Source organism: Amycolatopsis sp. NBRC 101858 (genome assembly GCF_030269325.1).
In the GTDB taxonomy this organism is placed as follows: Bacteria; Actinomycetota; Actinomycetes; order Mycobacteriales; family Pseudonocardiaceae; genus Amycolatopsis; species Amycolatopsis ponsaeliensis.
Map to the genome: position 1 here is coordinate 806,571 of NZ_BSTD01000002.1, position 21,360 is coordinate 827,930.

The following is a 21,360-nucleotide window of genomic DNA, read 5'->3' on the forward strand; positions in this document are numbered from 1 at the left end:
CTCAGCGCCTTTCCAGGCGGCGCACGGCCGCCGGGTCGAGGTCGATGCCCAGGCCCGGGCCGTCCGGCAGGTGGAGCTCGCCGCCGGCGTAGCGCAAGGGCGTCGTCAGCAGCTCTTCGCTCATCAGCAGCGGGCCGAACAGCTCACTCCCCCACGTCACCGCCGGGGTCGTGCAGGCCAGTTGCAGCGTGGCCGCCGTCCCGACCGGGCTCTCGATGGACGTGCCCGCGTGGCACGGGATCCCGGCCGCGGCGGCGACCTCCGCGATCGCCCGCGTCGCGCGCAGGCCACCGGACTTGGTCGTCTTCAGCGAGAACACGTCGGCCGCCCGGGCCCGGGCCAGCCGGAGCGCGTCGCCCGGGGTGCGGAGGCTTTCGTCGGCCATCACCGGGATCGGCAGCGCGCGGTTGATCTCGGCGAGGGCCTCGACCTCGGCGCCCGGCACGGGCTGCTCGACGAGGTCGACGCCCGCGTCCGCCAGCCGCGGCAGGTACTTCAGCGAGGTCAGCAGGTCCCAGCGCGCGTTGAGGTCGACGCGCACGCTCGCCACCCCGACGAGTTTTTCCGCCACCGCGCAGACCCGCGCGACGTCTTCGGCCGGGTCCAGCGCGCCCATCTTGAGCTTGAAGCTGCAGTGCCCGGCGTCGAGCTTCGCGAGCGCTTCGTCGGCGACCACCGGCGCCGGCTCGGTGCCCAGTGCCCACGTCACCGGCACGGACCGCCGGGCGAGGCCGCCCAGCAGCGTGTGCACCCCGACGCCGAGCGCGCGGGCCCACGCGTCGTGCAGGGCCACCTCGACGGCGGCCTTGGCGTACAGGTTGGCCGCGACGACGTCACCGAGGTCGCGCAGGATCCCCGCGATGTCGTCGACCCGCCGCCCGAGCAGCACCGGGGTGAAGTACCGCTCGACGACGAGCGCCATGGTCTCCACCGATTCGCCGCCCCACCACGGGCCGCCCGGCACCACGCCCTCGCCGGTGCCGACGGCGCCGCCGCGGGTGTGGACGAACACCAGCAGCACCGGCTGCGCGGCCATGCCGGTGCGGGCGAACCGGTGCGGCCGGCGCAGCGGGACGTCCAGAAGCACCGTTTCGACGCGCTCGATCGCCAGGTCTGTCATGTCTCCTCGTTCCGGGGGAAGGGACCGGCCGGGCCCGCGGGAGGCCCGGCCGGGGGCGGCGAGTCAGGCGCGTTCGAGCACGAAGTCGTAGGTCGCGCGCAACCGGCCGTCGCCGGCCGGGCGCGGGTCGAGCACGAGCTCCGGCTTGGTGGCTTCCGCGACGTCGCTGTCGAGCCATTCCCCGCCTTGGAAGTACAGCTGCGTGGTGATCGTGCGGTGGCCCGGCGCGCGCACCATCAGGTGCAGGTGGGCGGGCCGCCACGCGTGCCAGTTCGCGGCGGAGATCAGCTTGCCGGTCGGCCCGTCGGTCGGGATCTGGTACGGCGCGGGCTGGACCGTGGTGATCTCGAACCGGCCCTGCCCGTCGCTCACGACGACCCCGCGCAGGTTGCCGGCCGGGATGTCCGGCGCGAACCCCGAGTAGTAGCCGTCGTCGTCGGCGTGCCAGATGTCCAGCTCCGCTCCGGCCACGGGGGCGCCGTCGAGGTCGCGGACCTGCCCGGCGAACACCAGCGGCGTCCCCTGCTCGTCCGGCCGCATCGGCAGGGCCGACTGCCACGGCAGGGTCTCCTGGTCCGGCAGGTAGTACGGGCCCTGGATGCTGCCCTTCGTCCCGTCCTGGCTCCGGGCGGCCACCTCTTCGACGACGTGCTCGACGAACACGTCCAGGAACAGCGGCCACTCGCCGCCCTCGCCGACGTCCATCAGCCACTGCTTCGCGGCCTGGAACTCGGCGTAGGTGACGTCGTGCTCGCGGATGGCCTGGTGCACGCCGCGCAGGACGGCGCGGGCGACCTCGTCGACGCGCTCGGGCGGTACCTGCGCCGTCGCGCGGGCGGCCGCGCGGAAGGCCTCGCTCGCGGAGCTGCCCGAGCCGGCCGCGGTGGGTGCGTGTTCGGTGGTGGTCATGGCAGGTGTCCTTCGTCAGCGGGAAAGGGAGGTGGCGCCGGGGTTGTAGAGGTCGGGGACGGTCCAGCCGTCGAGGTCGTACTCGGCCATGCACTGCTCGGCGAAGCCCTTCATCGCCTCGGCCGAGCCGGACTGCTGGGCGGCGAAGAGCAGTTCGGCGCGCACGCCTTCGTGGTTGCCGGAGTAGTTGCGCTCGTAGAGCTCGTGGCGGCCGCCGAACTCGCTGCCGATCGAGTCCCAGATCAGCTTCATCAGCTTGACGCGCTCGACGGAGTCGTAGCCGTTGGAGCCACGGACGTACTGGTCGAGGTAGGGCCGGATCTCCGGCGAGGAGAAGTCCTTCGCCGACGACGGCAGGTAGATCAGCGCGGACCCGAGATCCTGCATGATGATCTCGCGGATGCGCGGGTAGCCGAGCGTCATGAACCAGCGGTACGCGAGGCCGTAGTCCAGGTGCGGCAGCACCGCGCCGTTCTTCCACTCGTCCGGGTTCGCCGCCATCGCGTCCGACAGGGCCCAGAACAGGTTGCGCCAGCCGATGACCTCGCCGACGCGGGTCTGGATGCCGCGGAAGTCCTTGGTGCCGGTGACTTCCACGCCCTTCATCAGCAGTCCGGCGATGAAGTCGAGTTTGACGGCCAGCCGCGCGACGCCGTGGAAGGTGAAGCGGTGCAGGAAGCCCGAGCCGGGGAAGAAGGTGCTCGCCTTTTCCGCGTCACCGTAGATGAAGACGTTCTCCCAGGGGATCTTCACCTTGTCGAGGATGAAGATCGTGTCGTTCTCGTCGAACCGGCTCGAGAGCGGGTAGTCGAACGGGCTCGCCGTCGCGTCGGCGACGTTCGAGTAGGAGTTGCGGCAGATCAGCTTCATCCCGGGGGCGCCCATCGGCACGGTGCAGACCAGGGCGAACTCGCGCTTCTTGATCGGCAGGCCGTAGTGGGCGATGAAGTTGTAGTTCGTGATGGCCGAGCCGGTCGCGACGACCTTGGCGCCGGAGACGATGAGGCCGTCGTCGCGCTCCTCCTCCACGTGGATGAACAGGTCCTTGACGTCGTCGGGGTTGCGGTCGCGGTCCACCGGCGGGTTGATGATCGCGTGGTTCCAGTAGAGGACCTTCTCCTGCGACTCGGCGTACCAGCGCCGGGCGTTGTCGGCGAAGGGCTCGTAGAAGTCGGAGTTCGCGCCGAGCGTGCCGAGGAAGGCGGCCTTGTAGTCCGGGCTGCGGCCCATCCAGCCGTAGGTCATCCGGGCCCAGGCGACGATGGCGTCGCGGTCGGCGAACAGGTCCTCTTTGGACTTCGGAGTGCGGAAGAACGGGTGGGTGAAGCCGCTGCTGCCGGTGTCGGTCGGCGCGGTGAGCACGGACTGCCGGTCGGGGTCGTGCAGGGCGTCGTAGAGGCGGGCGGTCATCCGGACGGAGTTGCGGAACGCGGGGTGCGTGGTGACGTCGTCGACCTTGTCGCCGTAGATGAACACCTCCCGGCCGTCGCGGATGGACTCGACGTACTCGTCGCCGGTCATCGGCCGGGTCGTGCGCACCTTCGCCGGCGCGTCGTGCTCTTGGATGGACATCGGGCAAACCCTTCGTCGGTGAACGGTTCAGGAAGCGGCGGTGGTCAGCGGGGCGAATTCGGCGGCGGAGCCGAACCAGCCGAGGTCGGGGCAGTCGACCGAGGCCGACCAGTGGGCGTGGCCGCGCGGGCCGAGTTCGCGGAACCCGCCGGCGAAGAACAGCAACGGGTCCGCGTCGCTGGTTTCGAGGTGCTCGACCTCGCCGACGACGATGAGGTGGTCACCGCCGTCGTAGCTGCGCCACGGCCGGCACGAGATCGTCGCCGCGGCGCCGGTCAGCACCGGGGCGAGCGGCCCTTCGGCCCATTCGGGCACCCGGTCCTGCGGGCGGCCGGCGAAGTGCCAGGCCGTGTCGAGCTGGTCCGCGGCGAGGACGTTCACGGCGAACGGCGCGCCGTCGAGGTAGCCGCAGGCCTTCGACTGCCGGGTCAGCGTCACCTGGCACAGGGCCGGCTCGAGCGAGACGGCGGTGAAGGCGTTCACCGTCGCGCCGTGGGGCTCGCCCCGGTCGTTGCGGCAGGTCACGACCGTGACGCCGGTGGCGAAGCGGCCGAAGGCGTTGCGGACTCGGCGCTGGTCGAGCGTCATCGCTCCCACCTCCTGTACGCTCTGCGTACAACTTGAACGCTATGCGGACACGTTAAGGAGAGTCCCCCGGCGCGCCCGGGTTGTCAAGACGGCCGGTACGGAAGGATGGCCGCATGGAGACCGACCGCGACTTCATCCAGAGCATCGAGCGGGGCTTCGCCGTGCTGATGGCGTTCGACGCCGAGCGCGCGAACCCGACGCTGGCCGAGCTCGCGACCGCGACCGGGCTGTCGCGCCCGGCGGTGCGGCGGATCCTCCTGACGCTGCAACGGCTCGGGTACGTCCGCGGCGACGGCCCGCGCTGGTCGCTGACCCCGCGCGTGCTGAGCATCGGCCAGCACTACTCGGCGTCGCACGGGATGATCGAGACCGCCCAGCCGCGGCTGCTGAGCCTCGCGGAGGAGACCGGCGAATCGGCGTCGCTGGCCGCGTTGGACGGTGCGGAGGTCGTCTACATCGCCCGCGTGCCGGTGCGGCGGATCATGAGCATCAACGTCTCGATCGGCACGCGCGTGCCGGCGCACGCGACGTCCATGGGCCGGGTGCTGCTGGCCTGGGCGCCGCCGGCCCTGGTCGACGAGGTGGTGGCGGCCGGGCTGCCGCGGTTCACGGCCCGGACCGTCACCGACGCGGACGGGTTCCGCCAGACGTTGCGGACCGTGCAGGACCAGGGCTGGTCGCTGGTCGCCGAGGAGCTCGAGGAGGGCCTGCTGTCGGTGTCGGCGCCGGTGCGCGACGCGAGCGGGGCGGTGGTGGCGGCGCTGGCGTCGTCGACGTCGAGCGGGCGCTCGGACGTCGAAAAGCTGCGCCAGGAGGTGGCGCCGCTGGTCGTGCGGACGGCCGCGCGGATCAGCGCCGACCTGGGGCACCGGGTCGCGCCGGGCAGCGGCCGGGACGGGTTCTTCTGAGGGTCAGTCGTCGTCGAAGACGGACAGCGCCTGTCGGCGGTGCAGCAGGTCGACGGCGTCGTCGAGCTGCCGTTCGAGGTCCTTGAGCCGGAGGCGTTCGGCCGGGGTGAGCCCGCCGTGGTGGAGGGCGCCCTTGCGCAGCCGGTGCTCCTCGTCGATCAGGTCGGCGATCCGGTCGGTGATTTCGTGGCCTGCCATGGGAAATCCCCTCCTGTCCGCCAGCGAGCATACGCTGCGCGGGTAGCCTCGCCCGGGTGATCCACGTCGCGGAAGTGGTGCGCGCCCGCGGGGCGCGGGCGAGCCTGTGCGTGCTGCGCGAGGGCCGGGTGGTGCTCGACATCGGCGTCGGCGGCCCGCCGGACGCGCTGTTCTGGATCTTCTCGGCGAGCAAGCCGTTCGTGGCGCTGCTGGTGCACCAGCTGGCGGCGCGCGCGGTGCTGGACCTGGATGCCCCGGTGGCCCGCTACTGGCCGGCGTTCGCGGGCGGCGGCAAGGGATCGGTGACGGTCCGCCAGGTGCTCTCCCACCGGTCGGGTTTCGCGACGGCCCGCGGGCTCGCCGGGGACGCGCTGACGATGACCGACTGGCCGCGCGCGGTCCGCGCGATCGAGCGAGCCAAGCTGCGGTGGGAGCCCGGCTCGGTCGCGGCCTATCAGCCGATCGTGTACGGCCACATCCTGGGCGAACTGGTCCGGCGGGTGACGGGTGTTCCGGTGGAGGCGGTCCTGTGGTCGGAGGTGCTGGACCCGCTGGGTCTCTCGGACACGTACCTCGGACTGCCGGCGTCGTTGTGGCCCCGTCGTGTCCCGGTCCGCGGCTCCGGTTTCGGCGGCCCGCTGACGGCCCGGATGGTGAACCGCCGCGCGGTCCGCCGATCGGTGATCCCGGCGGCGGGCCTCTCGACGACGGCGCGTGACCTGGCCCGCTTCTACCAGGCGTTGCTGGACGGTTTCGCCCCGGCGGCGGTGACGGAGGCCCGGCGGCCGTCGGGGGACGTGGTGGTCGACCGGACGATCGGGACCCGCATCCGCTGGGCCCAGGGGTTCCAGCTGGGCGGGGTGGGCCGTCCGATGGGGAGTTTGAGCGGGCGCGAGACGTTTGGGCACAACGGGAGCAATTGCTGCATCGGGTGGGCGGACCCGGACCGGCGGGTGGCGTTCGCGTACGTGACGGACCGTCTGGTGTCCGGCCACAGCGCGGCGGCCCACCTGGGCGAGGTGGCGGACGCGGTCTTGAGAACCTGCGACTGACGACGGCCGAGCCGAGGTGGCCGGCCGCGAGAGAGCAGCGCAGCGTCCGGCGCGGGGCACGCGCACCCCAAGCGGCGACGCTCTGCGCGCGGCCCGCCTGCGCCTCCCCGAGCCGATCGCGCCGACTGCGAGCACCCCACCGCGCGGCGTCCGGCGCAGGGCACGCGCACCTCATGTGGCGTTCCGTGCACCCCGCCCGTCCGAAGCGGCGCTCAGCCCTCCGCCCAAGCCTCGCCGCGTCGAGCCGAGTCGATGAACGCCCGAACCACCGGCGACACCGTCCCCGCCCGCCAGGCCAGCCCCAGGTCGATCACCGGCGCCGGCTCCTCCAACCGCCGCAACACCACCCCGCGCCGCTTCAACCCCCGCGCCCTATGCTCCGGCACCGCCGCGATCCCCGCGCCCTCCGCGACCGCGCGCATCAGCTGCTCGTCCTCCGGTTCCTCGCGGACGATCCGCGGCACCCCGCCCGGCCAGACCTGTGCGCTGATCGCGTCGTACTGGCCCGGACCGTTCTCCCGCGGCCAGAACACCACCGGCTCCGAAGCGATCCACGCCCGCCGCAGCCGGCCGCGGCGGCGGGCCAGCGCGTGATCCGATGGCAGAGCGAGCAAGACCTCCTCCGAGCCCACCACCGCCACCTCGATGCCCGGCGCCACCACCGGCGGCCGGACGAACCCCACGTCGATCTCCCCCGCCGCCAGCCGGGCCAGGTTCAGGCTCGTCCAGCCCGTCTCCAGCTCCAGCGAGACCTCCGGGTGCCGCCCCCGGTACGCCGCCACCAGATCGCCCGCCAGCGGACCCGGCGCCGAACGCGTGTACGCGATCCGCAGCCGTCCTGCGTCGCCCCGGCCGGCCGCCGCGATCACGCCGCGCGCCCGGTCGAGACGGTCCAGCAGCTCCCGGGCCTCCGCCGCCGCGACGCGCCCCGCCTCGGTCAACGCGAACCGCGGGCCCGAACGGTCGAGCAGCGCCACCCCCAGCTCCGCTTCGAACGCCCGGATCTGCTGGCTCAGCGAAGGCTGCGACACGAACAGCCGCGCGGCCGCCCGCGTGAAGTGCATCTCCTCGGCGAGCACGGCGAAGTAGTGCCAGCGGCGCAGGTCCACCCAGCCACTATAGGACGAACCTATAGATCAAGAGGGATGAAGTCTTGGACCGGCCCCGCGCAGCGGCCCAAGACTGGGGGACGTGAACCGCACCGACCGCAAGCTCCACGCCCTCGCCGCCGCGGCGGACGCCGGCCTCCTCGACCCGATGGCCGGCTTCGTCGACCTCGCCGGGATCCGCGAAGCCGTCGAAGACCTGACCAAGGCGTTCGCGCCGCTCGGGCGCGTCCAGCACACCGTCGCCGCGAAGGCGTGCGGCCTGGCCCCGGTCCTGCGGTACCTCGCCGACCTCGGGGTCGACGCCGAGGTCGCGAGCCCGGGCGAAACGGCAGTCGCCGAAGCCGCCGGGCTCCGCGGCCCGCGGCTGGTCCTCGACTCCCCCGCCAAGACCACCGCCGAGCTCGCGCACGCGCTGCGCGAGGGCACCGCGATCAACGCCGACAACTTCCAGGAGCTGGCCCGGCTCGACGCGCTCGCCGGGGAGCACCCGCACTCGGTCCTCGGCCTGCGGATCAACCCCCAGGTCGGCGCGGGCCGGATCGGCGACACCAGCACCGCGACCACGACGTCGAAGTTCGGCATCCCGTTGCGGGACAACCGGAACCGCATCGTCGAAGCCTTCGCGCGACGGCCGTGGCTGACCCGGCTGCACGTCCACGTCGGCTCGCAGGGCTGCCCGCCGGAGCTGATGGCCGACGGCGTCGCCGCGGTCCACGCGCTCGCCGACGAGATCAACGCCGAGGCCGGCCACCGGCAGGTCACCAGCCTCGACCTCGGCGGCGGCCTGCCGGTGAACTTCGCTTCCGAAGACCCGGGCCCGACCTACGCCGGCTACGTCGCGACGTTGCTGGCGAAGGTCCCGGCCCTCGCCGACGGCCGCTACACCTTCGTCACCGAGTTCGGCCGGTCCCTGCTGGCGAAGAACGGCTTCCTCGTCAGCACCGTCGAGTACACGAAGGTCGCCGGCGGGCGGCCGATCGCCGTGACGCACGCGGGTGCCCAGGTCGCGGCCCGCACGGTGCTCCAGCCGGAGCACTGGCCGCTGCGGCTGACCGCGCTCGGCCCCACCGGCCGACCGAAGACCGGGCCCGAGGTGGCGCAGGACATCGCCGGGCCGCTCTGCTTCGCCGGTGACCTCCTGGCGAACGAACGGCCGCTGCCACTGCTGGAACCCGGTGACCTCGTCGTCGCGCACGACACCGGCGCCTACTACTTCGGCGCGCACTACGCGTACAACACGCTGCCGCGCCCGGCCGTCCACGGCTTCACGGTCACCGAGCGCGGCGAAGTCCGGTTCACGCCGATCCGCCGCGCGCAGTCCGTGGCCGAACTCGTCGCCGATGCCGGGGGCGAATACGTCGGAGCGCTCCCCGAAGCGTGATCATCGGCGTAGCATCCGGGCACGCCGAGGGGAGACTGCCATGGGGGCCGGTCGGGACCTGCCGCGGTTCGCCGCGCTGCCAGTGGGAATCGTCGTCGCCGCGCAGGCGGTGATCCTGACCCTGTTGTCCGGCCGCTACGGCTTCCACCGCGACGAGCTGTACTTCGTCGCGGCGGGCCACCGGCCGGACTGGGGCTACGTCGACAACCCGCCGATCACGCCGTGGCTCGCGCGTGCGTCGACGGCGGTGTTCGGCGAGACGCCCACGGGTTTGCGCGTGGTCGCGACCCTGCTCGGCATGGCGACGGTGGTGGTCGTCGCGCTGATCGCCCGCGAGTTCGGCGGCGGCCGCGGCGCGCAGCTGTTCACCGCGATCGCGACGGCACTCTCGGCGTACGTCCTGGTGGTGTCGCACATGCTGGCCACCAACTCGGCGGACGTGCTGCTGTGGTCGCTGATCGCCCTGTTCGGCTTGAAGCTCCTGCGCACCGGTGACGGCCGGTGGTGGCTCGCCGTCGGTGCTGCCGCGGGGATCGGCCTGGCCAACAAGTGGCTGGTCCTGCTCCTGCTGTCCGGGCTCGGCATCGGCGTGGCGATCGCCGGGCCACGGGGGGTGCTGCGGACGTGGTGGCTCGCGGGCGGCATCGGGATCGCCTCCGTCCTCGCCGCGCCGGTCGTGCTCTGGCAGGCGTCGCACGGCTGGCCGATGCTCACCGTCGCCGGCGGGATCAGCGACGACGGCGGCGAGAACCGCATCCTGTTCATGCCGATGCAGCTGGTCTACCTCTCCCCCGTGCTGGTGCCCGGGTGGATCGCCGGGCTCGTCCGGCCGTGGCGCGACCCCGCCCTGCGCTGGGCCCGCGCGCTCGCGATCGCCTATCCGGTGGTCTGTGCCGAACTCCTGGTTCTCGGCGGGAAGCCGTACTACTCGGTGCCGTTGCTGCTGCCGCTGGTGGCGCTCGGCGCGGAACCGGCGCTGCGGTGGCTGAGCCGGGGCGGGACGACGCGGCGGGTGCTCACCGGCGCGGCCGCCGCGGTGTGCGCGGTCGTGTCCGTCCTCACCGGACTCCCGGTGGTCCCGGCCTCGGCCCTCAACGGCCCGCTGCTCGCGGTCAACAAGGAACCCGGCGAGCAGGTCGGCTGGCCGGGGTTCGCCGACACGGTCGCCGGCGCGTGGGCGCGGATCCCGGCCACCGAGCAGGACACCGCGGTGATCCTCGCCGGCAACTACGGGGAGGCGGGCGCGCTGGAGCACTACGGGCCCGAGCGCGGGCTGCCCCAGCCGTATTCGCCGCACATGTCCTACGCCGACTGGGGCCCGCCGCCGGACCGGCAGGTCGGCCCGGTGCTGCTCATCGGGAGCTTCGAGCGCGGTTCGCCCGCGTCGCGGCTGATCACCGGCTGCCGCGTGGTGGCCAAGCACCACACCGCCGAAGGCGTCGACAACGACGAAAACGGCGTCATGCTCTCGCTGTGCACGCTGACCGAACCGTGGTCGACGGCGTGGCCGCTCCTTCGCCAGTACTACTGAACGATTTGCCCGGTTCGCGCTACCCTCGGGCGCATGGTGGCGAGGCGCACGGCGGTGGCCGTGGTGGGGGCGGGCCCGGCCGGGCTCACGGTGGCGAACCTGCTGCGGCGCGCGGGGATCGGCTGCGTGCTGCTGGAGCAGGAGAGCCGGGCGTTCATCGAACAGCGGCCGCGGGCCGGGTTCATCGAAGAGTGGGCCGTCCGCGGGCTCGAGCAGCGCGGCCTGGGCGAACAGCTCGTCGCGAAGGCGCCGCGGCACGAGAAGTTCGAGTTCCGGTTCGCCGGGCAGCGGCACACCTTCCGCTACGGCGACGTCACCGGGCAGCGGCATTTCGTCTACCCACAACAACTTCTGGTCACCGACTTGGTCGCGCAGTACACCGACGCAGGCGGTGAAGCGGTCTTCGAAGTCTCCGACGTCCGGCTGCACGACCTGACGTCGGACTCCCCCGCCGTCACGTTCCGGACCGCCGAGGGCGAGCACCGGATCGACTGCGACTTCATCGCCGGCTGCGACGGCGCGCGCGGCGTCTCCCAGGGCCACCTGCCCCCGGAATCGACCGTGAAGTCCCACCACGACTACGGAATCGGCTGGCTGGCCCTGCTCGCGGAAGCGCCACCGTCCGCCGACGGGGTGCTGTTCGGCATCCACCCGCGCGGGTTCGGCGCGCACATGGCCCGCACGCCCACGGTGACCCGGTTCTACCTGCAGACCGCGGCAGGCGAAACCGCAGACGACTGGCCCGACGAGCGCGTCTGGACGGAACTGCAGGCCCGGCTGGCGGTGCCCGACGGCCCGATCACCGGAGGAAAGCTGATCGAGAAGCGGATCCTCGACATGCACAACTACGTCGTGGAGCCGATGGCGCACGGCCGGCTGCACCTGGCGGGCGAGTCGGCGCACCTGGTCGCACCGATCGCGGCGAAGGGCATGAACCTCGCCCTGCACGACGCGTTCCTGCTCGCCGAGGCCTACCAGGCGTACTACGCCGGCGATCCCGCGCGGCTGGCCGGGTACTCCGCCGCGTGCCTCCCGCTGGTGTGGCAGTACCAGGAGTTTTCGCTGTGGCTGTCGGACATCTTCCACCACACCGCGGCCGCGGGCGACAACCCGTTCGCGGCGCGCGTCGCGGAGGCCCGGATGCGCCGCCTGCTGGGTTCGCCCGCGGCCGCGGCGGCGTTCGCGGAGCTCTACATCGGCAAGAACGCCGACCTCTAGCTCCAGGCGATCTTGAACACCCAGGCGAAGCGGCCGGCCTGCCGGGCCGCGGCCGGGACGTCGATCACCAGCGAACCGTTCTCGACCGTCCAGTGCAGGTTCCCGCGGTACCCGAGCATCGTCACCCGGTCCCCGCTGCGGATCGGGACCGGCGCGTCGACCACCAGCCTGCTGCCCGGCGCCACCAGTGAATGCACGTAGAACGCCTCGTTCTGCTTGACCGTGAACCGCAGGTCGCCGAGCTGGGCCATCCGCGACCAGTACGTCGTGCCGTAGATGGCCTCGCCGTTGACCTTCAGCCACGCGCCCGCGTCGCGCAGGTGCTTCTGCATGACGTCCGGGATGGTGCCGTCGAAGTCGGGACCGATGTCGAGCAGGAAGTTGCCGTTCTTCGACACGATGTCGACCAGCGTCCGGACGACCTCGTCGGCCGTCATGTACCGGTCGTCGGGGGTCGCGCGGTTGTAGCCGTAGGAGAACGGGTCGAGGCCGCGGCTCGCCTCCCACCTCGCCACCACGGTGTTCGGGTACGTCGTGTACTCCGGCGTCGTGAAGTCGTGGTCGGGGATGCCGCCGCGGTCGTTGTAGGTGACGTCCTTGGGGCGCTTGCGGTTCTTCGCGTGGTTGAAGTACTCCGAGACCACCGCGCGGGAGTCGTTGACGCCGCCGATGTCGAACCACAGGACGTCCGGGTCGAACTCCGAGATCAGCTCGAGCACCTGCGGCGCCTGGTAGTCGCGGACGAAGTCCTTCCCGGCCGTGTAACCGGTGTAGGGCAAGGGCGCGCCGGTGTAGGGGTTGCGCGGCGCGTGCCCCATCCACGGGTTGTCGGGGTTGAACCACTCGGGCAGCGAGAAGTACAGGCCGTTGCGCAGCTGGGGCGTGTACTTCCGGGACGCCGCGAACAACTCGGCGATGACGTTGCGCTTCGGGCCGAGCTTCACGGAGTTGCGGTCGCTGACCTTGGTGTCCCACAACGCGAAGCCGTCGTGGTGCTTGGACGTGAGGACGTAGTATTCGGCGCCCGCGTCCGCGATCAGCTTCAGCCAGGTGCGCGGGTCGAACTTCTTCGCGGTGAACATCGGGATGAAGTCGTCGTAGGCGAAGTCCTCGCCGTACTTTTCCTTGTGGTAGGCGTAGGTCGCGCCGTTCGGGTCCTGCTGGTTCTGCCAGTACCACTCGGCGTACTGCTGGCCGACCGGCGCCCACGCGGGCACGGCGTACACGCCCCAGTGGATGAAGATGCCGAACTTGCTGTCATTGAACCAATACGGCGCGCGGTGCGTCGACAGCGACGCGTCCGTCGGCCGGAAGTCCGGGACGCCGAGGGTGACCGGGATCTGCTGGGTGGCCAGGGTGCCCCGCCCGGCCGTGACGCGGACCTGGCCGTTCGTGGTGGTCCCGGGCGGCACGGACGCGTTCGGGGCGAGCCCGAGCCGGACCGTCGCCTGCTCCCCCGGCGCCAGCGCGCGGATGGCCGCCGGCACGGTCGTCCGGCCGCCGGGGACGTCGACGGTGACGCTGACCTTGTCCCCGGCCCCGAGCCACACCGTGCCCGCGTTGACGACGGTCGCCTCCGCGGCCTGCGGACCGCCGTCGGTCAGCAGGTTGGCCGCCGAGCGGCCGTCGAGGATGAGCGCCGAGCGGCCGACCGCCACCGGCTGCAGGGTGAGCGCGAAGACGTGCAGGCTGGAGACGTTCGGGGCCGGGGTGGCCGTGGTGGGCAGGGTCAGCGCGACGGCGTCGCGGGCCGGATCGACCCAGACCTGGCCGGTGGCCAGGGAAACCGGGTTGTCGTCGACGACGCCGCCGGGCGCGTAGCGGAACGGCGCGACCAGCGCGCCGGAGCCGGTGTACCAGTCGGGGCCGGAGAGGGAGCCGGTGCTCGTGCTGCCGTCGGCGTAGTGCACGGTCGCCGTGCCGCCGGTCGCGCCGTAGCTGGCGGCGACCAGGAAGTACGCGACGAAGTACCGCCCCTTCGGCAGGTCGATCGTCTGGCCGGTGGCGGCGATGTCGTTCTTCGCGCCGGCGGCCGCGGAGCCGAGCTTGAACGGAACGCCGCCGACGGTGGCGGTCTGCCCGACCGGCAGGTGCTCGGCCGGGAAGGTGTAGCCGGAGCCGTCGAAGTCGCCGCCGGGGGCCGACGCGCTGTCGATGCCGTCGTTGGAGAACCACGTGTCGAGGGCGACCGGGACGGGTGGCGGGGGCGGGACGATCGGGGTGCCGGGGCTGTCCGCGGCGGCGTCGACGGGCACGGCCGCACCACTGGCGCCGGCCGAGGTGCGGCCGGCCGCGCTGAGCGCCACCGCGCCTCCCAGGGCGATGCCGAGAGCTTGTCGGCGGGGGAAGGTCGTCACTGAACCTCCAGGGATCGGATGACTACGGCGGAATGACGACAGAGTTCGCCCCTAGCTGGCCGATCTGTCGTTGGCGGAGCTGATTCATCCGACGACTGACCCTGCTCGCTGCGCCTTCCGCTGTCAAGAGCCGATCGTTATGAACCTCGCTCAGGTCCGGCCCGTAGTCCTGGGTAACGAGCTGCAGCACTCGCCGCCAGAACCCAGCCGCGTCGAAAGGCCAGACCGATGTCCACCTACCCGAGCGCACTGAGCCGCCGCGCGATCGCCATGTTGAAGGCGGTCGGCGAGGGGCGCGCCGAGCTCCGCTGCAGCTGTGAACCCGACCTCCGCGTGGACGGGTTGTCGTGCTGCGACCAGAACACCGCCCACGACCTCGCCCGCGCCGGGCTGATCCGCGCGATCGGCACCCCGGCGCGCGGCCAGTGGGCCCCGGCCGAACTGACCGACGCCGGGCACCGCGCGCTCGGCGGAGGTCTTCCCGCCGCCGCTTGAGCCTCCCGCTCGAAAGCCGTGAAGGGCATCCTCATGGACGTCACAGCCATGAAGGTGCCCTTCACGGCTTTCGCGTCTTTCGCGGCGGCGACGAAGTGAGGTCGACAAAACCCCGAACCGGGCTGAACCGCCCCGGGCCGGGGACCGTGCTTTGGGTGAGGGCGTCTCGCACACGCCCTCCGGAGTCGCCACGACGCAAACGATCCGGGCCAGCCTCCGCCCGATCGGGACCGGGCACTCCGGCGAGCGGCCGTCGCGGCAACGGCCACCTCGCGCGGGCCCGTCCGGCATCCCCAGAATCCCGGACGGGCCCGCTCCCTCGCCGAGTGCACTGTCCGGGATCTTGTCCGATTCGCTCACCTGATCAGCGGTCGCTGGTCCGGAGCAGTCGCGCCACTGTGAGTGCATGCGACGCTTTCTGGCCGTGAGCGCGGCACTTCTGGCAGGGTTCGGCATCCTCACGACTTCCGGCAGCGCGAATCCGGAAAGCGCTGCCCCGGCGATCGCCGAGCACGCCGTCGGCGGCTGGGTCGGCACGTGGGCCGCCGCGCCCGCGTCCGCCGTCGCCAACACCCCGGACGGCTACCCCGGCTTTTCGATCCGCAACGTCGTGCACACCAGTGCCGGCGGCGACCGGGCCCGCGTCCACCTGTCGAACGCCTTCGGCGCCACTCCCCTGACCTTCGGGCACGTCACCGTCGCGGTCCAGGGCACCGGCCCGGACGCCGTGCCCGGCACGCTGCGGTCGCTGACCTTCGGCGGCGCACTGAGCGTCGTCGTCCCGGCGGGCGCCGAAGCCCTGAGCGATCCGGTGAGCCTGCGCGTGCCGGCCGACGCCAACCTGCTCGTGACGACCTACGTGCCCACGAAGTCCGGCCCCGTCACCTACCACCCGGCCGCTTCGCAGACGTCGTACTTCACGCGTGCGGGCGACTTCGCCGGCAGTGAGTCGGGCGCGCCCTACACCGAGCAGACTTCCGTGTGGCACTACGTTTCCGGCGTTGACGTCCAGGGCAGTGCCGAGGCTTCGATCGTGACGCTCGGCGACTCGATCACCGACGGCGTCGGCTCGGTCGCCGGGACCAACCACCGCTGGCCGGACTACCTCGCCGACCGGCTGCACGGCCGCTTCGGCGTGCTCAACGCGGGCATCAGCGCCAACCGGCTGCTGCTCGACGTGCCCGGGTCGGGTGCCGGCCAGAACGCCTTGTCCCGCTTCGACCGCGACGTGCTGAGCGTCGGTGGCGTGCGGACGCTGATCGTGCTGGAAGGCATCAACGACATCCAGCAGGACCCGCACCAGACCGACCCGAACGCGATCACCTCGGCCTACCGCCAGCTGGTGACGCAGGCGCACGCCCGCGGCATCCGCGTCCTCGGCGGCACGCTCACGCCGTTCAAGGGCTGGGGCGTCTACGACGAAACCCTCGAAGCGACCCGCACCGCGGTGAACACGTTCATCCGCACCAGCGGGGTGTTCGACGGCGTCGTCGACTTCGACGCCGCCGTCCGCGACCCGGCCGACCCGCTCCGGATGCTCCCGGCCTACGACTCCGGCGACCACCTCCACCCGGGCGACGCCGGGTACGAGCGGATGGCCGCCGCCGTCCGACTAGACCGGCTGTGAGCGCGGAATGAACAGCACCGCCACCAGGCTGAGCACCGCCACCCCCACCAGGTAGAGCGACACCGAGAACGAAGTCCCGGTCGAGGTCTGCAACGCCGTCGCGATCAGCGGCGCGAAGCTGCCGCCCAGCACCGCGCCCACCGCGTAGGAGAACGACGCGCCGCTGTAGCGGAACCGCGGCTCGAACAGCTCCGCGAACAACGCCGACTGCGGCCCGTACGTCGCGCCCAGCCCGATGTTCAGCACCACCACGGCCACGATCAGCCAGACCGCGGCCTTCGTGTCCACCAGCAGGAAGAACGGGATCGGCCAGACCACCAGCAGCACCGACCCGGCCAGGTACACCGGTTTGCGGCCGACGCGGTCCGACCACGCGGCCGTGACGAGGATGCTCACCAGCCACGTCACGCTGCCGACGATGACCACCACCAGCAGCGTGGTCCGGTCGATCTTCAGCACCGACGTGCCGTAGGACAGCAGGTACGCCAGGAAGATGTACCCGATCGCGGTGTTCGCGATGAAGCTGCCCGACGCCACGAGCAACGCGCGCGGCCGCTCCCGGAAGACGTCGACCATCGGCCGGCTGCTGCGCGCCTCGGTTTCCCGCAACCGCGCGAACACCGGCGTCTCCTCGATCCGCAGCCGGATCACCAGGCCGACGCCGACGAGCACGATGCTCGCCAGGAACGGCACCCGCCAGCCCCACGCCGCGAACTGCGCGTCGGACATCGTGCGGCCGAGGATGAAGAAGAACAGCTGCGCCAGGATCAGCCCGGCGGGGACGCCGATCTGCGAGAACGCGCCGTACCGGCCGCGATGCCCCTCCGGGGCGTGTTCGACCGCCATCAGCGCCGCACCGCCCCACTCGCCACCCGCGCTCAGGCCCTGCAGCAGCCGCAGGACCAGCAGCAGGATCGGGGCCCAGACACCGATCGCGGAGTACGTGGGCAGCAGGCCGACACCGACCGTCGCCACGCCCATCAGGAGCAATGACAGCACCAGCATCGCCTTGCGGCCCACGCGGTCGCCGAAGTGGCCCCACAGGATCCCGCCGACCGGGCGGGCCAGGAACCCGACGCCGAGCGTCGCGAACGCGGCGAGGGTGCCGGATGCGGGCGAGAGCGTCGTGAAGAAGAGCTTGCCGAACACGAGTGCCGTCGCCGTGCTGTAGATGAAGTAGTCGTACCACTCGATCGTGGTCCCGATCGCGCTCGCGACGGCGACCCGTCGCAGCTGCCGAGTGGCCTCGGCCGGCGCCGGCGTGCTCACGAGCCCGCGAAAGCCGGGAGGAGGTCTTCGGCCAGCAGGTCCATCAGCAGCCCGTCGTGCCAGCTGCCGTCCGGACCGCGCTCGTAGGAGCGCATCGTGCCGACCGGCTGGAAGCCGAGCGACTGGTAGAGCTGGATCGCGGACTTGTTGTCCGCCGCGGGGTCGATCACCACCCGGTGGTGCCCGCGCACGGTGAACAGGTGCTCGGCCAGCGTCCGGATCGCGTCCGAGCCGAGGCCACGGCCCTGCCAGTCCGGGTGGACAGCGATGTCGATCCCGGCGTGCCGGTACTGCGGGTCGGCCTCTTCGAAGGCCAGCTCGATGCCCACGACGACGCCCTCGTGCTCGATGGCGTACGTCGTGGTGCCGTCGTCGGGGTCCAGCAGGTACGAAACCTGGGCGGCCACCGGTTCTTCGGCGTCCGCCCACCACCGGGCGACGTCCGGGTGCGACAGGATCTCCTCGAACCGGGCGGCGTCCGCGGCTGCGGCGGGGCGCAGGCGGACGCGGCTTCCGGTGATCAGGCCGGTCATCGGCTCAGTGTCGACCCCCGGAAGCCGTCTGTCGAGGAGTGCCGCCCGGCCGGGCCAAGCCGGTCGGCGGGTCCTCAGCCCCCGGTCACCACGGGTTGTTGTCCTGCTCGTCCGGGTCGGTGGCCCCGGTGCGCCGCGGCGGCGGCGACGCCGGGGGCGCCCCGGCCCCACCGGCAGGCGGCGCGGGCGAGGGCGGCGTGGGCGGCGGTTCGGCGGGCGGCGGCGGCGCGTCCTCCGGCTCGTCCGGGTCGGGGAACCGGCCGCGGAGGTTGTCCAGCAGCAGCGTCCGGGTCTCGCGGTCCTCGTCGCCGAGCTGCTCGGTCATCACGCCCGCCACGCGCTCGGCGATGCCGGCCTGGGCCCGCCGCATGGTGGTCAGGATCGTCCGGGACAGCTCGTCCAGCGGGAACGACTTGATCTTGTTGCTGAACGTCAGGTCGGTGACCGTGCCGTCGGCACCGACGGTGACGCTCACCGCGCCGTCGCCGCTGCTCGCGGTCAGCCGCAGCCGTTCGGTCTGCTCCTGCGCGGCCTGGTAGCGCTCGGCCTTGGCCGCGAACCCGGCGGCCCAGTCGTCCATCCGGCGGATCGTCTCGTCGGGGTCCCGCATCAGGTCCCCCAGGCCGTTGTTCGGGCCCGTCATGCCTGCACCTTCGTTTCCGCCGTGCGCGGGGCGGCCGCGAGCTGCCGCTTGAACGGCTGGGCGTTGCCCTCTTCGCCGTCCCGGTACGACTGCGCGGCCGTCTTGACGTTGTCGGCCAGGCCGCGCACGCCCTCGCTCGACGCGGTCAGCGCTTCCTTCGCCTTCTCACCCGTCGGCCGGATGATCGGCGGGAGGAACGCGCACAGCAGCCCGTACGCGTGGTCCGACATCGCCGTGTCGGCCGCGGCCGCCGCCGTGTCGAGCCGGTCCACCAGGCTCTCGACGTGGCTCGAGTGCGCGACCAGGTCGTCCGGCTCGACCTCGAATCCGCCGGCCGTCATGCCCTCACTTCCAATCCTGGTTCTTCCAGTCACCGATCACCGGAGGCGCCACCGCTTCTTCGCCCGCGAAGAAGTTCGGGTCGTCGCTCTCGAGGTAGTCGGCGGCCTTGTGTTCCTTGTCGTCTTCCTTCTTACCGCCACGGCCGGCGCCCATGCCGCCCATGCCCGGGCTGCCCGCCGCACCGGCCTTGCCGCCCGCCGCACCCGCGTTCCGCATGGCGGCCGCTTCGGCCTCCGCGGCCGCGCCCGACGCGGCACCACCGCTCAGGTTGCCCGCGCCGCGCATGCCCGCGCCACCGGCGCCGCTGCCCGAGCCGCCGATCCCGCCGAGGGAACCGCCACCGGCTCCCCCGCCGCCGGGGATGCCGCCGAGCCGGCTCGCGATGCTTTCGCCGTTGATCCCGCCACCGCGGCCGATGGTCGGCATCTTGCCGATGCCGGTGCCGCCGCCGGGGATACCACCCGGGCCGGTGCCGGTGGGCAGGCCGGTGATCGGGTCGATGCCGGGAGGGTTGAAGCCCGGGATGCCGCCGCCGCGGATCCCGCCACCGCCGCCGCCCGAGGTGTCCGGGATCCCGGGGATCGAGCCCGGGTTGAAGCCGCTGCCGCCGGGGCCCCCGCCGCCGGGGATCCCGGACGGCGTGAAGCCGGAGGACGTCGTCCCGTCGCCGCTGATCGGGATCGACGAGCCGGGGATGCCGGAGCCCGTGAAGCTGCCGCCGCCCGGGATCTCCGGGATGCCCGCTCCCGAGAAGCCCGAGCCACCGGCACCCGAGCCGCCCGCGCCACCGCCGCCCGACGCGGCCGGGATGCCGGAGCCGGAGAACCCGGAACCGCCCGCACCGGAACCGCCACCGGGGATACCGCTGCCGGAGAACCCGGAGCCACCCGCTCCCGAGCCGCCACCGGGGATGCCCGAACCCGGGATGCCGGAGCCGGGGATGCCGGAGCCGGGCGCGCCCGCGCCGCCCGGACCGTTCGCGCCGTCGAGCCCGCTCGTGGTCCCTTCGGCCGGGATCCGCGCCGAAAGCGGGTCCATCGCCGTGCGCGCCGTCAACGGCTGGGAACCGTCCGTGCCGGCACCGGCGCCGCCCGCCTGGCTGGTCGCCGAACGAGCCGTCGCCGACGGCAGCTTCGGCGGAGCCGGGAACCGCGGCGTCGCGACCGCGCCGCCGATGGTCTCGTCGTACTGCGTCATGATCTGCGCGGCGTGGTCCCGGGCCGCCGTCTGCGCCCGGTAGGTCTGCATGGCCTCGCCGGCCGCCGCCGCGTACTGCACCGGGTCGGTCATCGACATGAGCTTCTGGTTCGTGGCCTGCAGGTCGAACTGGACCGGCGGGTTCGCGACCATCTGCCGCTGGGTCTCGTTGAGCGCCTGCGAGTGGATCTCCTGCTGGCGCCCGGCGAGCGTCGCGCCCTGCGCGGTCGCGCCCAGCCACTTGCCGACCCCGGCGAGGTGCTCGCGCACGGCGTTGCCGGCGTCGCCCTGCCAGTTGCTGGTGCTCGCGTTGATCGCGTCGGCCAGGTTCTGCTGGTGCGTCCCCAGGTCGTTGCCGACCGAGACCCACTCCTCCGACGTCTCCGCGACGGTCGCCGGGTTGGCGTCCTGGGTGATCGCCTCGTTCATCTGCTCGTGGCTGGCGTTGGCCCACAGCGTCTTCGGCGCGCCGCCGTTCTCGCGCATGGTCAAGCCCTCGTCGAGGCCCTGCCGGGACTGGTCGAGGTGCTGCTGGTAGACCTCTTGGATCTTCTTGTCGCGCAGCACCGGGTCGACGGCCGGGCCGAGCCAGCCGGCCCGGATCTCGTCGTCGACCTGCTGGGTGGCCATGGCGCGGATGTCGTCGCCGGAGGGCGAGTTGTCCGTGCTCAGCGGGCCGACGTAGTACTTCGACGAGCTGTCGAGCGTGACGTCGTAGAGCGGGCTGCGCGGGTTGTAGTCCGGGGACCCGGGGTCCGACACGGTCTGGGCGCTCTGGTGTGCGCCGTGGTGATGGCCGTTGAAGGCGTTGCGAGCCACGATGTCCCTCAGCTCAGGTCGGAGGCGGTCGGGAGCGACGTCAGGGTCGTGCGCGTCGTCTCTTCCCGCGACTTGTAGTTCTGCTTCGCGAGCTTGATGGCTTCGATGTAGGTGGGGAACTCCTGGCGAGCGGCCTGCAGCTGCGTGACGAGGCCGTTCTCGTCGGCGGCGGTGCTCACCATGTGCGCGGAAACCCACTGCCCGGTGGCGGTGCGGCTCATCGCGGGCGCGTCGTGCAGCCGCTGGAGGTTCGCCCAGCGCTGCTCGAGGGACTCGAGCACGCCTTCGAGGGCTTCGATCAGCTGGTTGCCCGTGGTGTCGTCGACGGCGAAGCTGCCTGTCTGCGCGAGCCGCTTCAGCTGGGCGCCGGCGAGGCCGACGCGGACCGCCGCCATCGCCTTCTGCGCGGGTTCCGTCGCGGTCTGCATCTGCGCCGTCGCTTGGAGAGCCTGGGCGACCGCCTCGGTCTCTTCCGTCATCAGAAGCTGTTCC

The 21,360-nt window shown here is 72.4% G+C and carries 20 protein-coding genes; 7 read left to right on the top strand and 13 right to left on the bottom strand.

The genetic code is table 11. The annotated features are described in order from the left end of the window. Position 1: 1 nt before the first annotated feature. The 4 genes from QSK39_RS16980 to QSK39_RS16995 all read right to left on the bottom strand — a co-directional run bounded on the left by QSK39_RS16980 (position 2) and on the right by QSK39_RS16995 (position 4,189). Positions 2-1,120 carry a muconate/chloromuconate family cycloisomerase gene (locus QSK39_RS16980; RefSeq protein WP_285478706.1) on the bottom strand — a complete coding sequence of 373 codons (1,119 nt, stop codon included), beginning with the start codon at positions 1,118-1,120 and terminating at the stop codon, positions 2-4. A 63-nt stretch (positions 1,121-1,183) separates the two neighbouring features. Then, positions 1,184-2,029: a catechol 1,2-dioxygenase gene (catA, locus tag QSK39_RS16985; protein ID WP_285478707.1), complete on the bottom strand. Its 846-nt coding sequence runs from the start codon at positions 2,027-2,029 to the stop codon at positions 1,184-1,186. A 15-nt stretch (positions 2,030-2,044) separates the two neighbouring features. Then, positions 2,045-3,601, bottom strand: a complete 1,557-nt coding sequence (locus QSK39_RS16990) for a 4-hydroxyphenylacetate 3-hydroxylase family protein (RefSeq protein ID WP_285478708.1) — start codon at positions 3,599-3,601, stop codon at positions 2,045-2,047. A 27-nt stretch (positions 3,602-3,628) separates the two neighbouring features. Further along, positions 3,629-4,189 (bottom strand): flavin reductase family protein, encoded by a 561-nt coding sequence (locus tag QSK39_RS16995; protein WP_285478709.1) that lies wholly within the window; start codon positions 4,187-4,189, stop codon positions 3,629-3,631. Between the two features lie 113 nt (positions 4,190-4,302). Between QSK39_RS16995 and QSK39_RS17000 the strand changes: the two genes are divergently transcribed. Continuing rightward, complete coding sequence (locus QSK39_RS17000) at positions 4,303-5,097, top strand: IclR family transcriptional regulator domain-containing protein (protein WP_285478710.1); 795 nt, start codon at positions 4,303-4,305, stop codon at positions 5,095-5,097. 3 nt (positions 5,098-5,100) lie between these two features. On the opposite strand, the gene QSK39_RS17005 is transcribed toward QSK39_RS17000, so the two are convergent. Then, a complete protein-coding gene (locus tag QSK39_RS17005) occupies positions 5,101-5,295 on the bottom strand; it encodes a DUF2630 family protein (protein ID WP_285478711.1) in 195 nt (64 codons plus the stop codon). A gap of 56 nt (positions 5,296-5,351) precedes the next feature. Between QSK39_RS17005 and QSK39_RS17010 the strand changes: the two genes are divergently transcribed. Beyond that, positions 5,352-6,347 carry a serine hydrolase domain-containing protein gene (locus tag QSK39_RS17010; RefSeq protein ID WP_285478712.1) on the top strand — a complete coding sequence of 332 codons (996 nt, stop codon included), beginning with the start codon at positions 5,352-5,354 and terminating at the stop codon, positions 6,345-6,347. 212 nt (positions 6,348-6,559) lie between these two features. On the opposite strand, the gene QSK39_RS17015 is transcribed toward QSK39_RS17010, so the two are convergent. Further along, positions 6,560-7,456, bottom strand: a complete 897-nt coding sequence (locus QSK39_RS17015) for a LysR family transcriptional regulator (protein ID WP_285478713.1) — start codon at positions 7,454-7,456, stop codon at positions 6,560-6,562. Positions 7,457-7,538: 82 nt separating this feature from the next. Between QSK39_RS17015 and QSK39_RS17020 the strand changes: the two genes are divergently transcribed. Genes QSK39_RS17020 through QSK39_RS17030 form a run of 3 tightly spaced genes read left to right on the top strand, consistent with a single transcriptional unit; the run spans position 7,539 to position 11,586 of the window. Next, positions 7,539-8,837 carry a type III PLP-dependent enzyme domain-containing protein gene (locus QSK39_RS17020; RefSeq protein WP_285478714.1) on the top strand — a complete coding sequence of 433 codons (1,299 nt, stop codon included), beginning with the start codon at positions 7,539-7,541 and terminating at the stop codon, positions 8,835-8,837. 40 nt (positions 8,838-8,877) lie between these two features. Further along, positions 8,878-10,368 (top strand): glycosyltransferase family 39 protein, encoded by a 1,491-nt coding sequence (locus QSK39_RS17025; RefSeq protein WP_285478715.1) that lies wholly within the window; start codon positions 8,878-8,880, stop codon positions 10,366-10,368. A 33-nt stretch (positions 10,369-10,401) separates the two neighbouring features. Continuing rightward, positions 10,402-11,586: a 4-hydroxybenzoate 3-monooxygenase gene (locus QSK39_RS17030; protein ID WP_285478716.1), complete on the top strand. Its 1,185-nt coding sequence runs from the start codon at positions 10,402-10,404 to the stop codon at positions 11,584-11,586. On the opposite strand, the gene QSK39_RS17035 is transcribed toward QSK39_RS17030, so the two are convergent. Continuing rightward, complete coding sequence (locus QSK39_RS17035; RefSeq protein WP_285478717.1) at positions 11,583-13,943, bottom strand: alpha-L-fucosidase; 2,361 nt, start codon at positions 13,941-13,943, stop codon at positions 11,583-11,585. The two genes, QSK39_RS17030 and QSK39_RS17035, sit on opposite strands and share 4 nt — an antisense overlap. Positions 13,944-14,171: 228 nt before the next feature. Here QSK39_RS17035 and QSK39_RS17040 point away from each other — a divergent pair, with 228 nt between their 5' ends. Both QSK39_RS17040 and QSK39_RS17045 read left to right on the top strand, forming a co-directional pair. After that, entirely contained in the window at positions 14,172-14,438 is a 267-nt protein-coding gene (locus tag QSK39_RS17040) for a hypothetical protein (protein WP_284749372.1), read from the top strand. A gap of 406 nt (positions 14,439-14,844) precedes the next feature. Next, positions 14,845-16,065 carry an SGNH/GDSL hydrolase family protein gene (locus QSK39_RS17045; protein ID WP_285478718.1) on the top strand — a complete coding sequence of 407 codons (1,221 nt, stop codon included), beginning with the start codon at positions 14,845-14,847 and terminating at the stop codon, positions 16,063-16,065. Here the strand turns inward: QSK39_RS17045 and QSK39_RS17050 are convergent. The 6 genes from QSK39_RS17050 to QSK39_RS17075 form a co-directional block, all read right to left on the bottom strand. After that, on the bottom strand, positions 16,051-17,334 hold the full coding sequence (locus tag QSK39_RS17050) for an MFS transporter (protein ID WP_285478719.1): 1,284 nt from the start codon (positions 17,332-17,334) through the stop codon (positions 16,051-16,053). The two genes, QSK39_RS17045 and QSK39_RS17050, sit on opposite strands and share 15 nt — an antisense overlap. Next, positions 17,331-17,867, bottom strand: coding sequence for a GNAT family N-acetyltransferase (locus QSK39_RS17055; RefSeq protein WP_285478720.1), 537 nt, complete (start codon positions 17,865-17,867; stop codon positions 17,331-17,333). The genes QSK39_RS17050 and QSK39_RS17055 overlap by 4 nt, the downstream gene beginning before the upstream one ends. A gap of 85 nt (positions 17,868-17,952) precedes the next feature. Beyond that, positions 17,953-18,510 (bottom strand): YbaB/EbfC family nucleoid-associated protein, encoded by a 558-nt coding sequence (locus QSK39_RS17060; RefSeq protein ID WP_285478721.1) that lies wholly within the window; start codon positions 18,508-18,510, stop codon positions 17,953-17,955. Continuing rightward, complete coding sequence (locus QSK39_RS17065; protein ID WP_285478722.1) at positions 18,507-18,851, bottom strand: type VII secretion target; 345 nt, start codon at positions 18,849-18,851, stop codon at positions 18,507-18,509. The genes QSK39_RS17060 and QSK39_RS17065 overlap by 4 nt, the downstream gene beginning before the upstream one ends. A 4-nt stretch (positions 18,852-18,855) precedes the next feature. Further along, positions 18,856-20,868, bottom strand: a complete 2,013-nt coding sequence (locus tag QSK39_RS17070; protein WP_285478723.1) for a hypothetical protein — start codon at positions 20,866-20,868, stop codon at positions 18,856-18,858. An 8-nt stretch (positions 20,869-20,876) separates the two neighbouring features. Continuing rightward, the gene (locus QSK39_RS17075; protein WP_285478724.1) at positions 20,877-21,347 is read right to left on the bottom strand and encodes a hypothetical protein; all 471 of its coding nucleotides are present in this window, start codon (positions 21,345-21,347) and stop codon (positions 20,877-20,879) included. Positions 21,348-21,360: the final 13 nt, after the last annotated feature.

Coding starts and splice junctions, on each gene's coding strand:
- QSK39_RS17060 (WP_285478721.1), bottom strand. CDS start 18,510: ATGACGGGCCCGAACAACGGCCTGGGGGACCTGATGCGGGACCCCGAC.
- QSK39_RS17025 (WP_285478715.1), top strand. CDS start 8,878: ATGGGGGCCGGTCGGGACCTGCCGCGGTTCGCCGCGCTGCCAGTGGGA.
- QSK39_RS17000 (WP_285478710.1), top strand. CDS start 4,303: ATGGAGACCGACCGCGACTTCATCCAGAGCATCGAGCGGGGCTTCGCC.
- QSK39_RS17045 (WP_285478718.1), top strand. CDS start 14,845: ATGCGACGCTTTCTGGCCGTGAGCGCGGCACTTCTGGCAGGGTTCGGC.
- QSK39_RS16995 (WP_285478709.1), bottom strand. CDS start 4,189: ATGACGCTCGACCAGCGCCGAGTCCGCAACGCCTTCGGCCGCTTCGCC.
- QSK39_RS17005 (WP_285478711.1), bottom strand. CDS start 5,295: ATGGCAGGCCACGAAATCACCGACCGGATCGCCGACCTGATCGACGAG.
- catA (WP_285478707.1), bottom strand. CDS start 2,029: ATGACCACCACCGAACACGCACCCACCGCGGCCGGCTCGGGCAGCTCC.
- QSK39_RS17040 (WP_284749372.1), top strand. CDS start 14,172: ATGTCCACCTACCCGAGCGCACTGAGCCGCCGCGCGATCGCCATGTTG.
- QSK39_RS17055 (WP_285478720.1), bottom strand. CDS start 17,867: ATGACCGGCCTGATCACCGGAAGCCGCGTCCGCCTGCGCCCCGCCGCA.
- QSK39_RS16980 (WP_285478706.1), bottom strand. CDS start 1,120: ATGACAGACCTGGCGATCGAGCGCGTCGAAACGGTGCTTCTGGACGTC.
- QSK39_RS16990 (WP_285478708.1), bottom strand. CDS start 3,601: ATGTCCATCCAAGAGCACGACGCGCCGGCGAAGGTGCGCACGACCCGG.
- QSK39_RS17065 (WP_285478722.1), bottom strand. CDS start 18,851: ATGACGGCCGGCGGATTCGAGGTCGAGCCGGACGACCTGGTCGCGCAC.
- QSK39_RS17030 (WP_285478716.1), top strand. CDS start 10,402: ATGGTGGCGAGGCGCACGGCGGTGGCCGTGGTGGGGGCGGGCCCGGCC.
- QSK39_RS17075 (WP_285478724.1), bottom strand. CDS start 21,347: ATGACGGAAGAGACCGAGGCGGTCGCCCAGGCTCTCCAAGCGACGGCG.